This is a genomic window from Thiocapsa imhoffii (genome assembly GCF_016583985.1).
GTDB lineage: Bacteria > Pseudomonadota > Gammaproteobacteria > Chromatiales > Chromatiaceae > Thiocapsa > Thiocapsa imhoffii.
The window spans coordinates 1-15,219 of record NZ_NRSD01000008.1; the positions used below are offsets into that span (position 1 = coordinate 1).

10 protein-coding genes and 2 pseudogenes are annotated in these 15,219 nt (G+C 43.2%); 10 read left to right on the forward strand and 2 right to left on the reverse strand.

What is annotated here, in order from left to right:
* Positions 1–359: 359 nt before the first annotated feature.
* Entirely contained in the window at positions 360–1,475 is a 1,116-nt protein-coding gene (locus CKO25_RS09305) for a glycosyltransferase family 4 protein (RefSeq protein WP_200387661.1), read from the forward strand.
* 53 nt (positions 1,476–1,528) lie between these two features.
* On the opposite strand, the gene CKO25_RS09310 is transcribed toward CKO25_RS09305, so the two are convergent.
* Positions 1,529–2,575 carry a sulfotransferase family protein gene (locus tag CKO25_RS09310; RefSeq protein WP_200387662.1) on the reverse strand — a complete coding sequence of 349 codons (1,047 nt, stop codon included), beginning with the start codon at positions 2,573–2,575 and terminating at the stop codon, positions 1,529–1,531.
* Between the two features lie 523 nt (positions 2,576–3,098).
* On the opposite strand from CKO25_RS09310, the gene CKO25_RS09315 reads away from it, so the two are divergent.
* The 4 genes from CKO25_RS09315 (at position 3,099) to CKO25_RS09330 (ending at position 7,559) form a co-directional block, all read left to right on the forward strand.
* Entirely contained in the window at positions 3,099–3,683 is a 585-nt protein-coding gene (locus CKO25_RS09315) for a polysaccharide biosynthesis/export family protein (RefSeq protein WP_338115099.1), read from the forward strand.
* 12 nt (positions 3,684–3,695) lie between these two features.
* Complete coding sequence (locus tag CKO25_RS09320) at positions 3,696–4,901, forward strand: porin family protein (RefSeq protein ID WP_200387663.1); 1,206 nt, start codon at positions 3,696–3,698, stop codon at positions 4,899–4,901.
* A gap of 221 nt (positions 4,902–5,122) precedes the next feature.
* On the forward strand, positions 5,123–6,685 hold the full coding sequence (locus CKO25_RS09325) for a GumC family protein (protein ID WP_200387664.1): 1,563 nt from the start codon (positions 5,123–5,125) through the stop codon (positions 6,683–6,685).
* A gap of 58 nt (positions 6,686–6,743) precedes the next feature.
* A complete protein-coding gene (locus tag CKO25_RS09330; RefSeq protein ID WP_200387665.1) occupies positions 6,744–7,559 on the forward strand; it encodes a CpsD/CapB family tyrosine-protein kinase in 816 nt (271 codons plus the stop codon).
* Positions 7,560–7,637: 78 nt separating this feature from the next.
* Here the strand turns inward: CKO25_RS09330 and CKO25_RS21145 are convergent.
* A pseudogene (locus CKO25_RS21145) lies at positions 7,638–8,168 on the reverse strand (transposase family protein).
* 539 nt (positions 8,169–8,707) lie between these two features.
* On the opposite strand from CKO25_RS21145, the gene CKO25_RS09350 reads away from it, so the two are divergent.
* From CKO25_RS09350 to CKO25_RS09370, 5 genes and pseudogenes are all read left to right on the forward strand, one after another.
* Positions 8,708–10,051: an O-antigen ligase family protein gene (locus tag CKO25_RS09350; RefSeq protein ID WP_200387668.1), complete on the forward strand. Its 1,344-nt coding sequence runs from the start codon at positions 8,708–8,710 to the stop codon at positions 10,049–10,051.
* A gap of 191 nt (positions 10,052–10,242) precedes the next feature.
* Positions 10,243–10,679, forward strand: a pseudogene (tnpA, locus tag CKO25_RS09355) (IS200/IS605 family transposase); the annotation flags it as partial.
* A 132-nt stretch (positions 10,680–10,811) separates the two neighbouring features.
* Positions 10,812–12,017, forward strand: a complete 1,206-nt coding sequence (locus CKO25_RS09360; protein ID WP_200387669.1) for a glycosyltransferase family 4 protein — start codon at positions 10,812–10,814, stop codon at positions 12,015–12,017.
* Positions 12,018–12,048: 31 nt separating this feature from the next.
* Entirely contained in the window at positions 12,049–13,119 is a 1,071-nt protein-coding gene (locus CKO25_RS09365) for a glycosyltransferase (protein ID WP_200387670.1), read from the forward strand.
* Positions 13,120–13,260: 141 nt separating this feature from the next.
* The gene (locus CKO25_RS09370) at positions 13,261–15,219 is read left to right on the forward strand and encodes a heparinase II/III family protein (RefSeq protein WP_200387671.1); all 1,959 of its coding nucleotides are present in this window, start codon (positions 13,261–13,263) and stop codon (positions 15,217–15,219) included.

Below are 15,219 nucleotides of genomic sequence, written 5' to 3' on the forward strand. Positions count from 1 at the left end.
ATCACCAACCTCGCCCATCTGTATCAAAGAGTGTGCTTGGATCTCAACGGATACGCTCGCTTCGGCGTGGAGTCAATATGAATCAATGAGTTAGAGTTTTCGTGTTCAGCGACTTTTCGTAGTTGATGTGTACGCAAAATATAGCGTTAAATAATTGTTTTTAAATTGGTTTCACATTCCCCTGAAATCCGGGAGAGCCTCTTTTCAGTCAAAATATAAACTAGAAATATTGCAATTATCTTTTCAAAAAACCGTCGCGATCAAATATCTTTATAATAAATTAATCGTATGTATTGCGGAGGTTAAGCCTTAATCCACTTGATTACCTATACTTTACACTCTTTAAGGATGATGAATATATGCTACCTTCAATTTGCTTTGTTGGCGGAGACAATTATCCGATCATAAATCCAGAATACGGAGATCGTTATTTTGGCGGTGAATCAGTACAGCAGACATTGATTGCCAAGGCATTTCAGAAACTTGGTTATCCTGTACACATGGTTGTACTTGATTATGGGCAGCCTGATGGTGAGTTAATTGACGGGATTCATGTCTGGCGCACCTATCGCGAAGGGGCTGGTTTCCCTGTCATACGTTTTGTACACCCGAAGACTACTAAAATGTTGTCTGCTCTTAATCGGGCAAACTGCGATATTTATTTTCAGTCTTGCTCTGGTGCTGTAACAGGTTTAGTCGGGTGGTATTGTTCAAGTCACCGGCGCTCGTTTATTTATCGTGTCGCAAGTGATGCGGATTGCGTTAACTCGCTACCACTGATTCGATATGGACGGGATCGTTGGCTTTATAAATATGGACTTAAGCAGGCTCGTATTATCGCAGCACAAAGTGAACATCAAAGATATCTTCTTTCAGAGTCGTTTAATCAAGATAGTACACTCATCGACATGGCTGTGGACATCCCATCAATCCCGATGGATCGAAAATATGACTTTGACGTCATTTGGGTAAATAATTTTCGTAGTTTGAAGCGCCCAAATCATGTTTTGACTTTGGCTAAAGCATTACCACAATATCGCTTCCTAATGATTGGTGGGCCTGTGCCTGGATCTGAAGGATTGTATGAGAAGATCGTGCAGGAGGCAGGTTCGATCAAAAATCTTAATGTGATTGGTCCGGTTCCCTATAGCAGGGTTGGTGATTATTTTCTAAAGTCACGTTTATTTATCAATACATCAGAGATCGAGGGTTTCCCAAATTCAATGCTTCAAGCTTGGGCTGCAGCCGTTCCGGTACTCTCATACCTGGATCCAGATGGAGTAAATGTGAGATGTAGGCTAGGTGATTGTCCTAATGATATCAAAGAGATGGAGTATAAAATACAACTCTATTTAGAGCATGCAGAGCTCCTTGCAGAAACTGGCGAGCGCGCTCGAGCACATGTTCTGCGTCGGCATGCGCCGAATGCCATTGCAGAGCAGTACATTGAAGCAATGGGCATCAAAAAATTGTAATTGCTGATGGTTAAATATGCTCTATTTGATTAAGTTTTTTTGACAGCCTATCTTCAATAGTCCGAATTAAACTGAGTTATGTGGTGATAACTCTGAGAATCGCTCAATGATTCAGGATCGTGTAAAGGCAATATCACTGCTTTCGGTTTCGCCTGTTCGATAACGTATGCTTGTTCATTAGTTTCATTAAGGATTGAGTCGATGTCGTTTAAAGCGTCTTGGGAGAGACGATCCATCCAGGTGTCATGAGAACGTATTCCCTCACGTGAATGTCGCCAAAGAGATGATGCCTGTTGTGATGGCCGCGTAAGTAATTCGTTGTTCCACATTGGATCTGATAGTTCAAAAAATTCAGCAAGCTGATTCCAGCAAACAGCACCATCGTCAACGAGATTCTCATAGTGGACGGTGTGGTATCCAAATTCAAGTGCCTCTGACATCGGTGTCTGATTCTCGATGCACCAGAGTAATGTCAGGGTCTGTGCTGCGCTTAGATCCTCGGAGAGTAATTTGTGGTACAGGCCGCCTCGCAACAGATAAAGATAAGGGTCTTTCCGATAGGTTTCGAGCATGACCTGTGGATCCCAGGATATGCCAGCAAGCCGCAGCTTAGACTCCACAACGGCTCCAGGATGACGAACCAGCAAGACAATTTTGGCATCGAATGTTTTCACGAGCCAGGACAGTAGAAGGTTCGACCGAATACATTTGACGATGGTTTCGTCACGCTTGCGCCAGGTGCGGTAGCTTCGATATTGGCGTAGTGCGAAGAGCCAGTCATGCCCCAGTCGATTGAGTGCCTGCAGATTATTCAGGTCACTTGGGTGCGGAAAAATTGAGCGAGGGTGTACCCGATAGTCCGTCCAGATCGTTGAAACTTGTCCTGCGAATACACGCCTGAAGTAGTCTTCAATGCCGGGAACTGTTATCCCAGGCGGTAAGAATCTCCAAGCAAATGGCTTCGTCTCTTCAATAGCAGTTGGATGGAGTGGTTCAAAAATGGGGCGAAGTTGAAAGGTTGTCGCGATGACATCCAAGACCCAAGTCGTTCCGCTGCGTCCTGAGCCTGCGATCATCCTGGGGCGATCGGGCGCATTCATTGATGTGTCAGTTCCTATGTAGCGATGGGGCAAAGTTAGATCGTCATGCGACGTTGCACGTTTAATGCGGACCGATGCCGGCTATCAACCCAAATGATACCGGCGCTGCAACGAATTAAATCCTAATCTAAAGCCCGCCATTGGTCAACAAAATGAGACATTGTCTCATTAACGCAACGCAAACTAAAGTTTTGTCGGACAAGGGGACAACTCATGTGTTATTCTGTTGCCTAGATCTGAATTGCTCTACTGATTATATCAGCAGTGTCAAGTCATCGTCAGTGAGAATTCTGCCCAGCGCAGTCCGTGGAAGCCCTGGTTGCAAAAAATGGTCCGGGCGTTGTGAAATCTGTGGTTCATTTTATAATCAGGCCGTTTTGTGAGGTCGAGCGAGACATTCGGTCCGGTCCCTGCGTTGCGCGAAACACTGCATCATAGCCTGTCCCGCAGCAGTCGCTTTCGATGTGGCACGAAACGCCACACCACTGCCTGGATAGGGTTTTGAATTTACTTGGAGGTGCGCGTGTCACGTTTAATTTCAGTCGTCTCAGGGTGGTTTCTTACGGGAGTCTTACTCTCGGCGAACGCGGGAGCCGCGCTCGCTCAGGAAGTGTCGGGTGGGATGGGCTATCAGTTACGCCCTGGTGATGTCGTCGCCGTCTCGGTGTGGCAGGAACCCGACCTGGAGCAGCTTGTACTGGTTCGTCCAGATGGTGGGATCTCATTCCCGTTAGCTGGAGATTTGCGCGCTGAGGGGTTGACGGTAGATGAACTTGCAGAAAGTTTAAAAAGCAGGCTCACCCGCTACATCCCCAATCCCGTTGTGACTGTTACACTGCAAGAAATTCCTGGAAATCGTATCTTTGTGATTGGTCGTGTCAATAGTCCTGGTGATTTTCCGATTATGTCACGGGATGTCACAGTGATGCAGGCGTTATCTATGGCCGGCGGACTCACCCCGTTCGCGAAAGATCGTGACATTCGTGTTTTGCGTCAGGTCGACGGTGCCGAGCAGTCCATTCCTTTCGACTACCGACGTGCGATCAGCGGACGAGGACCCGAGCAATCGCTCCTGCTGCAACCCGGTGATGTCGTGGTCGTTCCCTGAGTGGTGTCGTTCATGATCAAGACATCTAACGCCAGCTGCACGCCTGCACGGCTCTGCTATGGAGCTTTGATGCTCTCGGTGCTTATACAAACCTCAACTCAAGCAACAGCAAGGGATGGGTTTTCGTATTGGCAATTTGAGCCTGGTGTACGTTTAAATCTATTCTACGATGATAACGTTAGGCTCTCAGAAATAGATCAGCAAAATACATTTGGTACAGTAGCTGAAGTTTACTCCGTATTTGCTCGACGAACAGAAGTGTCAGAGTTTACCTTACGTGCCGCAGCTGAGAACCTATGGTTTAGTGATGTCAGCGAACTGAATACGACTGATGGAGCAATCGAAGCAGCTTACTCACTGAATCTTGATCGCACGACATTAGGGCTTGCTTCAAGTTTTGTCTATGACTCTACCCTCACCAGTGAAGAAGTGACTTCGGGTATCGTCCAGGTCAGTAAGCGCCGCTCATTCTTTGACGTGACGCCGTCGATTGGGTACGCCATATCAGAACGATCGCGAATCAGTGCGTCCTATACATTTCAAGATGTATCGTACGATGATGCGTCCGATATTTTCCTGTCAAATTATCAGTATATGCAGGGAAATTTGAATGCTGAGTATGATCTTACCGAGCGCCTGACTCTCCTTCTCGGTCTACTCTACACAAACTTTGATTCTCAACAAGATCCTGATCAGTCCGATGGATATGGTGGTGATTTCGGCGTCCGCTACCAATGGTCGGAGCGAACAACATTTAGGGCCTTGGTGGGTGCGCGAAAAGTAGATTCGCGGACTGTGATTGATGGTATTGGGATCAATAACAACAGCACAGGTCCGATTTTTCAAGTCGCGTTCGATCGTGAACTCGGCCCGGGCTTAGCATCGGTCTCACTCGAGAGATCACTGCTTCCGAGTGGACGAGGCACATTGCTCGATACCACTCAGGCGATTGTTGCACTCTCTTATCCAGTCAGTGAGCGTGCGACAGCACGAATACGTGCGATGGGAGTTCGTAATCGGAATCCTGACGACGGTTTTGTCAACTTCAATGACCGGGATTTTTTGATGTTGAACCCGGGTCTAAGATGGCGTGTTGCTGAAAATACATGGTTAGATCTTAGTTATCGCTATCGCTATCAGGACCGTGAGGTGGTTGAGGGCAGCGCCGATTCAAATGCCTTTTTCATCGGGTTTGGGCATGATTGGCTCTCTCGTTAGATGAGTGAGCTATGACTCATGATTCATAAGATATACAGTTATTTCGTGAGTTAGGACAGCACAACCTAGCAATTGTCTCATTCTGTCTGTGTCTGTCTGTCATACAATATGATAGCCTGAAATTTAGATCAATTTGGGCTGCTAGAATTCGCACGCAATATGATCACGATGAGCGTGACTCGACTCTTCACGGTAGTAATCTGCTTTAATGGGTGTGTAGGATGGAAGACCAGTCAATCTCGTTGAGTCGCTTCTGGCTGATGCTGAAACGACGTTTGTGGTTTTTTGTTATTCCACTTGCAGTCGTTTTATTTGCAATGGTCACATTGGCCTACAGTCTTCCCGCAGTCTACCGTTCTACGGGTACGATTCTCATCGAACAGCAAGGTTTGCCCACTGACTTGGTGCGCACAACTGTATCGAGCTTCGCTGAGGAGCGAATTGCACTGATCCGGCAACGTGCAATGACAGCGACAAATCAACTGGAGATTATGGAGCGGCATAATCTTTACCCCGAATTACGTCAAGGCGGCGATACAACTGCAGCGGTAGCACGTTTTCGGAATGCCATTCGCTTAGAGACAGAGACTGCGGACGTGATCGACCCACGTTCTGGCCGACCGACCTCTGCAACCATATCCTTTACAATTTCATTTGATTCAAGCAGCCCGGATGTAGCACAGGCTGTCGCAACGGAACTCGTAGAACTTTTCCTCGCGGAAAATCAACGAGAACGGCAAGAAGTGACTCGTGAAGCTTCGCAATTTCTTAATGATGAGTCGATGAGACTTGCTGAAGAAATCTCAGAGCTTGAAGAGAGATTAGCTGCCTTTAAAACGGAGTCGGGGTCGAGTCTACCAGAGATGCTCCAGCCTAACTTAGACGCTATTCAGCGTTTAAACGAGCGGCTTCGAGACATCGATAAATCAATCAATTCATTGACCGAAAGCAGCATCTTATTAGAAGGTGAGCTTGCTCGCACAGACCCCTTTGTCGTAACAGGTACAATTGGCCTAGGAGGGGAGAGAATTCTGGCTCCTGCCGACCAATTAAGGCTTCTTGAGTCTCAATCCATCGCATTATCATCGCGTTACTCGCCCGAGCATCCCGATCGGCGGAAAGTCGAGCAGGAGCTAAGCGCGCTACGATCTGCAATCAATAGTGGGAGTCTACAATCACAGGCTCGTGATCCGGACAATCCTGCTTATATTCAAATACGGTCGCGGTTAATCGCAAATAGTACAGAGCTGACTGCATTAAAGCGATCCCGAGATGATATGGAAAATCAGCTAAAAGTTCTCGAACAGAGAGTGGCAATGACGCCAGAAGTCGAGCAACGGTACCGAGTGCTGACTCGCGATTATCAATCGGCTTTAGATCGTTACCGGGATGTGAGAGGGAAGTTGATGGAAGCTCGGATGGCAGAGTCGTTGGAAACAGAAAGTAAAGGTGAACGTTTCACACTGATCGAACCCCCTCGATTACCGGATGTTCCGGTAAAGCCGAATCGCCCGGCATTGATGTTTCTTGGCACAGTACTTGGAATCGGAAGTGGTCTCGGGAGTGTTGTACTTCGTCAATCAGTCGACCGCGGTATCTATAGTGCTCGAGTTCTCATTGGGCTTACAGGGCATGCACCATTAGCGCTGATACCAATGATAAGAACGAAAGACGATGACCTAGAGTGGCAACGTTCATTGATTCGAATGATTCTATTATTGATCAGCATAATATTAATGGCTTCCCTCATCATTATAACTTCACTTAAGCTTGACATTTTTTAATATATTGTTCTGTATCCACCTCATCGGTTAATATAAAACGGAGAGAACGATTTAAATCATGGACCGCTTAAGCAAGGCGCTGGAAAAAGCGCGAGCAGATCGCGCCTTAGTTGTTCAGCAACCGACGCAACGACAAGCACTAGGTCGTCAAGGACCACATGTACAGTCGGGCCACATAGAAATACCAAAGATTCAGATACGAGAAACGACTTTAGAGTTTCTTGAAGCTCATCGCGTGTTAACTGATCGATCGAATCATCAAGCAACAACTGCGTATAAATTGCTGAGAACGCAAGTTGTGCAGCAGATGAAGGCAAAGGGCTGGAAAACTCTAGTTGTTACAAGCCCAAATCAAGGAAATGGCAAAACTGTTACTGCAATTAACTTGGCCATTAATATCGCTAGGCAGGCTCATCAAGACGTTCTTTTGATCGATCTTGATCTTAGGCACCCTTCTATACATCGCTATCTTTGCGAACAGGAAAGCCCAGGTCTGAGTGATTATATCGCACATAGTACAGATCTTTCCGAAATACTGTTCACACCCGGAATCGAAGGACTGACTGTCCTCCCTGGTCGAGAGGCTTTCCCACATTCATCCGAAACACTACTTTTAAATAAAACTATAACATTAATAGATGATCTTCAACAGGCGTTTTCTGCGGGTCTGATTATATTAGATATGCCCCCCGTGCTTTCTGTAGACGACGTTGTAGCATTTTCATCCCATTGGGATGCAGTTCTCCTAGTTGTCGAAGAGGGGATTACAACAGAGACCGAAGTTAGAAAATGCCTTGACCTATTAAAATCAAAGCCATTACTTGGAACAGTGATGAATAAATCTTATGAAACTGTTCCTGAAAATTATTACTAAATAGAGTTGTTACGAACGTGTAGATGTTGAAATTCATGATATTTTGTAGTTCCAAAGACCACCGGCAAGGCCGAAAAATTAATCTATGAGTGCGGATGACTGGTTTCGAATCCGGTGCGTGAGGCAATGAAACGTTTTGATTCCAGCGATCGCATGCTCGACAAGGACACGGATACTGAAGTGATGACGATTCGCTCTATGTTGAATTTTGGTTAAACTTGGATGTGGATTCACTTTTGATCGCTTTGGCCTTTTATGAGGTCATCGAATATCGGCTCCACGTCAATAATCAGTTACTGCGCCTAAAAAGCCAAGGTCGTCCCTTAGGGTCATACCTTCAAACCAAGAAATGTTTGGAGGAAAGCATTTTTTCATGATCTTATCGTCATGTACAGAGCCACCAAAAACTGGACTCATATAAAGTAATTTCAGGTCATGATTGGTGAGCGTTAGAACTTTGACGGTATGTCTTTTTTTACCGCTGTATCGTTTCATTTGATGGTCATCATCTGACGGTCGGACGCAGGCGACTTCGGTTCCATCAGCGATAATATTGCTATATTTTTTAACAATATTCTTGAATTCGGCGCGTAACTGAACTGTTCGCATCGGTGAGACATTCAAGGACTCAAGAGCGCAGTTGAGCACTTCGGAGTACAACACAACGAAATCGTGTGCATAGCCTGCGCTGAGTTTAAAATGAAATCCAAGAACATCGAATGTGGGATAGCTTTTAAGGTAGTCAAGGACGAAAAAGAGGCGATTTTCGTGGGTATCGAGAACACCCGAGGGACCTCCCTTTCGGTAGGTATTTGATTTTCTTGTTACGGTTTTTTTCCTGCAACATTAGATCATAAGTATCAGCGAAGGCTGGAACGAGGGCGTCAAATTTCTCTCGACTCATGCCGATCCTTGCTTTGATGGTTCGATCGCGTTTGAGTTCGGTAAATTGATCTAAGACTGTCATCGTTTAAGGCTTTTAATAGCAGATCTCACTAAACTCTATGATATATGCGATATGGCTTTAAGCACAAGGTATAACTCTAATGCAAAGATATTTGAATAAAGCATCTGAAGTCATTATCTTCCCTATACACTGGGACTAATTGTACTGATCAAGAGTTCTTTAAGCTTGAGGCTTCAATTTGATGGAATTGACTAGTGAGCATTGGTTTCAGTTAAACCTAGCGGCTGCTTTAGCTGTTCTTGCTTTTATTGCGGTCTATACTGCTCCAATCAAATGGGTTGTCCTCGCGCTTATTATAATATTGCCATTTCAGATTATCTCTTCTCGCTATGGATCGTTTAATATCTATTTAATTTATCTCGTCTCCTTTGTATTCATAATTCGTGGGCAACTTCGAGAGTTCCCACTAATTTATTATGTATTTTTTATTGCACTAGCTTATTTTATTTCCTTCAGTTTTGTATTGCCTGTTACTCGTGGTGATCATTTATTGTACCTCTTCTTCATTGGCTCTAACTTTCTTATTTTTTACATATCTTATAACTATTTTAAATATAAAAGCAATGAAAAAGATTTCTTTCTCATATTTATGGTATTAACCGGGCTTATACTACTTTACAGTCTAGCGCAATTGATTGTAGGTATGGATCCAAACTCACCATTATTCGGCGAAAAATTTGGGCTAAGACCTCCACGTGAAGACGGACGTCTAACGGGTCCATTCAGCGCTGTTGGTTTAACAGCTGAGTATATGGTCATAGCAATTTTTACTTTGAGTTATATTTTAGTTACAACTAAACCAAATCTGAGGTTACGTTTCCTAATATGGTCTATGATAATGGCTTCATTTGCAGCAATGATAGCAACTGCTAATCGTGGTGCAATCATTACTCTCGTCATTTGTGGTATATTTTATCTACTTATTTTCCGCAAAGAACTGGGAACCCGTGGCATTTTACAAGCAGTGGTCGGAATACCATTCGCATTTGCACTGGCATCTGCGATTGTCATCAACTTTACTGATTTCAATCGGTTATTTGATCGATTAAGCGAAACTGAAGTAGAAGAAGGTATCCCAGATACTAGATCTGTTGTTTGGCCACTGACATGGGAACGTATTCAATTAAGTCCAATAGTTGGGAATGGACCACAATGGAAACTCTCCGAAGAAACCTATCAAAAAAGAGGAGTCCTAAAACAGATTCCAATGCCTCATAATCTTTACCTCTATATAGTAGGAACCATTGGCGTTATAGGTTTGATCGCCTATTTATTTTTTTGGATGCGTATGATGTATTTTTTTTACCAGGGTGCTTTTTCTCAATTTAGCGAAAACAATAATGGCTCAATACCCAAACTTGCACTTATCCTGATGGCGGTTTTTTTTATCGATCAAATGAAAGTAGAGTTTCTTAGGTCGGAAACAACAGAGTTTCAGCATGTTATGTTTATGCTCTGGGGCGCATTGTTGGCTCTCTCGAGCAAATCCACGCTTCGATCATTATCAACTGCAGATCATAATTGAATCATAATTGAATCAAAAATAAATTAATTTAAAAGATATTTTATCATACGGATTTACTTGAAATTTTATCTATTAATACAGCGGGTAATCCCCTGGCCTTGCCGGCGACAGAACCAGTTTTACATTAAGTGAGTTCAGTAGGGACACTCCCGCAGCATGAGACGCTAGTCACACGATTGTGGACAGTATTGATTGACGATTTTGAAAGCCTAAGTCACTCCAAATGGGAGTGCAATAATCATATAGTTTTCATCCCGAAAGATCTTCACCGCGTGCTTTAGGTGTAAGTGCGCTCAGAACACGGCTCGAAACTCGGGGAAGTCTTTCACCGATTGGCACAGTAAAAAGAGAGACGGATCCAAGAGTCCACCAGATGTTGGATCATGTTCACATGCTCATGTCGATTCATGCGATGTATACTGTGTGCCAGTTGATCGAATTCATCAAAGGCAACAGCGTGATCCATTAAGCGCCGTTCTACGGCGACCTCTAGCTCAACTTTTTGGGGCACCATGTCTGGCCTCAAGGATACATTGATTCGATCGTTGTTCGAGTGGAAGCGACGATCCGGGAGTCCATCCAGCACCAAGAGAGGGAAGACTTGTGTCAGGAACAGCTCAAACTGTGGAACTCATTTGCGGCCTTTAGACGGACCAAACAGTGGGGTCACGTGAGCGCCCCCTTGCCGTTTTGAGTGGGTCACGATTTCAAAGCCCCGGGTTTGCCGTGGGATGGTACCTTTTTTTGTTATTCAATTCTCATGATTGATCAAAAGCTGCATATTCTGATTTTAGTAGAAAACTTACCCTCTCCTTTTGATCGGCGAGTTTGGCAAGAGGCGACAACTTTAAGACAGAACGGATATCTTGTCTCAATTATCTGTCCCACAGGAAAAGGTTATAACAAGCTCTTCGAGTGTATTGATAAAATCGACATTTATCGATATCGATTGCCGATAGAAGCTCACGGAATTTTTGGCTATTTTTTAGAATATACATTTGCATTATGGAATATGCTGATTATTTCGACAAAAGTACATCGTCGTCATCGTTTCCAAATTATTCACGCCTGTAATCCACCAGATTTGCTTTTTCTGGTAGCGCTTCCCTATTGTTTGTTTTACGGGACCAAGTTTGTTTTCGATCATCATGACGTTAACCCTGAACTTTATGAAGCAAAATTTGGAAAAAAAGGATTTTTTTGGCATATTCTTGTTCTTTTAGAACGCTTAACGTTTCGATTAGCAAAGATTGTGATCTCGACGAATGAATCTTATCGACGTATAGCGATCGAAAGAGGAGGCGTTGATCCCGACCGGGTCCACATCGTGAGAAGCGGACCACAAACTAAGCGATTAACAATTAAGCCTCCGGTAGAATCATACAAAAATGGGCGCCAACATCTAGTTGGCTACGTTGGGGTAATGGGGCGACAAGAGGGAATTGATCTTTTACTTAGTTCAGTCGCTCACATCGTTAAAGTTATGGGACGTAAAGATATTCAGTTTTGTTTGGTTGGCGGGGGAACTTCACTGAATGAAATGATGGATCTTTCCAAGCAACTAGAACTAACTAATTTTGTGACTTTCACTGGCCGTGTGTCTGATTCGACTCTACTAGATGTTCTGAACACATCTGATGTCTGCGTGAATCCAGATATTGTGAATCGAATGAACGATATATCGACAATGAATAAAATTATGGAGTACATGGCGTTAGCTAAGCCAATTGTTCAATACAATTTAACTGAGGGTCGTTTTTCTGCGCAAAATGCATCATTATATGCTCTTGAAAATGATCCTATTGATTTTGCAGTCAAAGTCGTCTCATTAATTGATGATCCGGAAAAAAGACTTAAGATGGGTCAATATGGTTATGAGCGTGTTATTAACGAATTAGAGTGGAAGTTCGAAGAGCCAAAATTATTGAAAGCATATTCGCAAGTATCTTTAGAAATCAACTCATAACTAAAACTATAGTATTGAATGGATTGTTGGTGTGAATCAAAAAATTTTAATGCTCGGGACGGATATCACGACGCAAGGTGGTATTGGATCTGTAGTTAGAAGCTATCGTGATAGTGGCTTGTTTAATCGACTTAATATTCGGTATCTCTCAACACATCGAGACGGTCTAAAGTTCGATAAATTTTTGTTTTTTATTCGTCAAATACCGATTATCTGTTTTGCGATTTTTAAAGTTGATCTTGTTCATCTGCAAACATCACAAGGGTGGAGCTTCCGTCGTCTTGTATTTTTTTATCTTATCAGCTCGGCTATTAGAAAGAAGGTCATTTGGCATGTGCACGGAAGTACTTTTGATAACTATTATATTAAGTCAAGCGGAATTGAAAAGAAGTTGATTCGTTATGCCTTAACTAATCGCTCTTCTGTTATCGCACTCTCGAACAGTTGGAAAGAAAGATTACAGGTGATTGCACCAAAATCAGATATTCGTGTGATTAGAAATGGTATCATCCTAGATAAATACCGTAGTGTGCGTAAAGAGACTCATCGGCCATTTGTGGTTACATTTCTAGGTCGCCTTGGTGTTCGTAAAGGTACTTATGATCTTATTCATGCAATTGAACTGTTAAAAGACCTTAACATCAATTTTAAACTGGCTGGTGATGGTGATATACAAAAGTGTAGTCGCGAGATCCTCAGCCGAGGACTGAATGATAAAGTTGAGATCAGAACATGGCTTGATCCAGATTCAGTCGTCTCGGTTCTCAAATCATCAGACCTCTACGTTTTACCATCATACGATGAAGGTCTTCCAATGGGCATTTTGGAAGCAATGGCTTCAGGACTGCCTATTGTTTCTACAAATGTAGGTGGAATACCCGAAGCTGTTGAGAGCGGAGTTAACGGGCTTCTGATCGAACCCGGTGACGTGAAGAGCCTTGCTTTATCCATTCAGCGCTATTATTCAGACATAAAACTTTGGCATTCAGCAAGTCAAGCTTCGCTTGAACGGGCTGAGAGTCAATTTAGTATGGAATCTGTCGAGTTATCATTGCGACAACTTTACTCTGATCTAGGTTCGAATCTTTCTCAAGTGGGATAAATGACTTAATCGGCTAATCCATTAATAGATTAAGTTTTTTAAATATTATAATCCTCATGATGATCACTTCATTAGCTAAATTGTTTTCACCTTACTAACATGTTAAGTAAATTTCAATGGTATTTAAATCGATTGCAGTTAATGTCGATCAGAGAGGTTATATTCCGAAGTTATAGGTTTCTATCATTACACCTATCGCGTTATCGATCAACATCAGGTTCAATACCAGATGTACCTGATGTCATTCATCCATTAAAAGTTTGCAAATTATGGCTCAAACCTTCTGAAAATATAGAGTCAACAGGGTACATTCAGTCTGCTGATAAAATACTATCGGGACAGTATGATATTTTCGCACTTCATGGCTTTCAGCTTGGAATGCCACCTCAGTGGAATTGCGATCCTAAGACTGGGATACATGCACCACTAGAGTTTGGAATGACCCTCGACTATCGCAGCGAAACGCTTGTTGGCGATATTAAATACCTTTGGGAACCAAATCGGCATCTTGAGTTAGTGACACTTTGCCAAGCCTATTATTTAACTCGGGATTCGCGCTATCTCAATGGGTTCGAGATTCTTTGTTCATCTTGGCTCGTGCAGTGTCCTTATCCATTAGGTCCTAACTGGTCAAGCTCTCTAGAGGCAGGGATACGTCTTATCAACTGGTCAATCTGTTGGTGCTTGATCGGGGGAGCAAACAGTTCACTTTTCGAGACTGCTACAGGCGATAAATTCCGCACACGGTGGTTGCAGTCAATATGGATTCATTGTCATTTTATCACTAAGAATTGGTCTCGATTTTCATCTGCAAACAATCACCTCATTGGAGAGGCTTCTGGACTATTTGTTGCGTCGGTAACTTGGCCGTTGTGGCAACAATCTCCACGGTGGTCAAAAGATTCAATTCATATTCTGCAACGGGAAGCAGCATTACAAGTTTTTGATGATGGAGTGCTCAAAGAGCAAGCTGTTTCTTATATTCAGTTTGTCGCAGATTTTATGCTGATTTCTGGTCTTGTAGGGAAACAGAGTGGTCTGGAGTTCGGGGATCAATACTGGAAAGTATTCGAAGGAATGATCGATTTTCTTGCATCGATTATGGACTGCTCTGGAAATGTACCAATGATTGGAGATGCAGACGACGGATTTGTTGTGCGTCTTTCAACAGAACCATCTTTTTGTAACTATCAATCACTTCTTGCTACAGGGTCAATATTGCTCAACCGTGACGAATTATTACAAAAAGCTGGCTATGTTGATGATAAAACAAAATGGTTGATGGGTGCTAAAATTGCTGATTTTACACTGGGCTCAAGATCTGTTGAATTACAGTCGCATTACCCTATCTATTCGGATTTTGCGTCAGGAGGTTATTATATATTAGGTTCTGATTGGGGAACAGAATCCGAAATCCGTTTGATAGCAGATGCAGGTTCACTTGGGTATTTGTCAATTGCTGCTCACGGTCACGCTGATGCGCTTTCGTTTACTCTATCTGTTGGAGGTAATGAGTTTTTAATCGATCCAGGGACTTTCGCATATCACACTGAACGCGTTTGGCGTGACTATTTTAGAGGAACATCTGCTCATAATACTGTCTGTGTTGATGGTATTGATCAATCAGTTTCAGGTGGCAACTTCATGTGGTTGCACCACGCTAACGCTCGGGTCATTGAACGATCAAAAACATCAAACACCTTCATCTTAGAAGCTGAACACGATGGTTATCAAAGATTGAATGATCCACTTGTACATCGTCGTAGATGGTCTTTTGATAAGACAGAGCGAGTTTTTCAAATCATAGATACTTTTGATTGTCACGGTACACATCGAATTGATCGATGGTGGCACTTTTCTGAAAACTGTGAAATTAAGATTAGCACAAATAGTGTTGAGGCCGTCAATGGTAGAAACAGGATTCAGTTAATGTTTGATAAAGATCTGCATGCCAATATCGTTCATCATCGAGGCTCTTCCCATGAGCCTGCTGGTTGGGTTTCACGTCATTTTGATGTTAAGGTTGTGTCATCATCAATCTGTGAGCACATTAATATTCACGGTTCGACACAAATCACGGCTTACATTCGCTGTGATTAA

Excerpts from the sequence above, each read along its gene's own strand:
- CKO25_RS09305 (WP_200387661.1), top strand. The coding sequence starts at position 360 with ATGCTACCTTCAATTTGCTTTGTTGGCGGAGACAATTATCCGATCATA.
- CKO25_RS09310 (WP_200387662.1), bottom strand. The coding sequence starts at position 2,575 with ATGAATGCGCCCGATCGCCCCAGGATGATCGCAGGCTCAGGACGCAGC.
- CKO25_RS09320 (WP_200387663.1), top strand. The coding sequence starts at position 3,696 with ATGATCAAGACATCTAACGCCAGCTGCACGCCTGCACGGCTCTGCTAT.
- CKO25_RS09325 (WP_200387664.1), top strand. The coding sequence starts at position 5,123 with ATGGAAGACCAGTCAATCTCGTTGAGTCGCTTCTGGCTGATGCTGAAA.
- CKO25_RS09330 (WP_200387665.1), top strand. The coding sequence starts at position 6,744 with ATGGACCGCTTAAGCAAGGCGCTGGAAAAAGCGCGAGCAGATCGCGCC.
- CKO25_RS09350 (WP_200387668.1), top strand. The coding sequence starts at position 8,708 with ATGGAATTGACTAGTGAGCATTGGTTTCAGTTAAACCTAGCGGCTGCT.
- CKO25_RS09360 (WP_200387669.1), top strand. The coding sequence starts at position 10,812 with ATGATTGATCAAAAGCTGCATATTCTGATTTTAGTAGAAAACTTACCC.
- CKO25_RS09370 (WP_200387671.1), top strand. The coding sequence starts at position 13,261 with ATGTCGATCAGAGAGGTTATATTCCGAAGTTATAGGTTTCTATCATTA.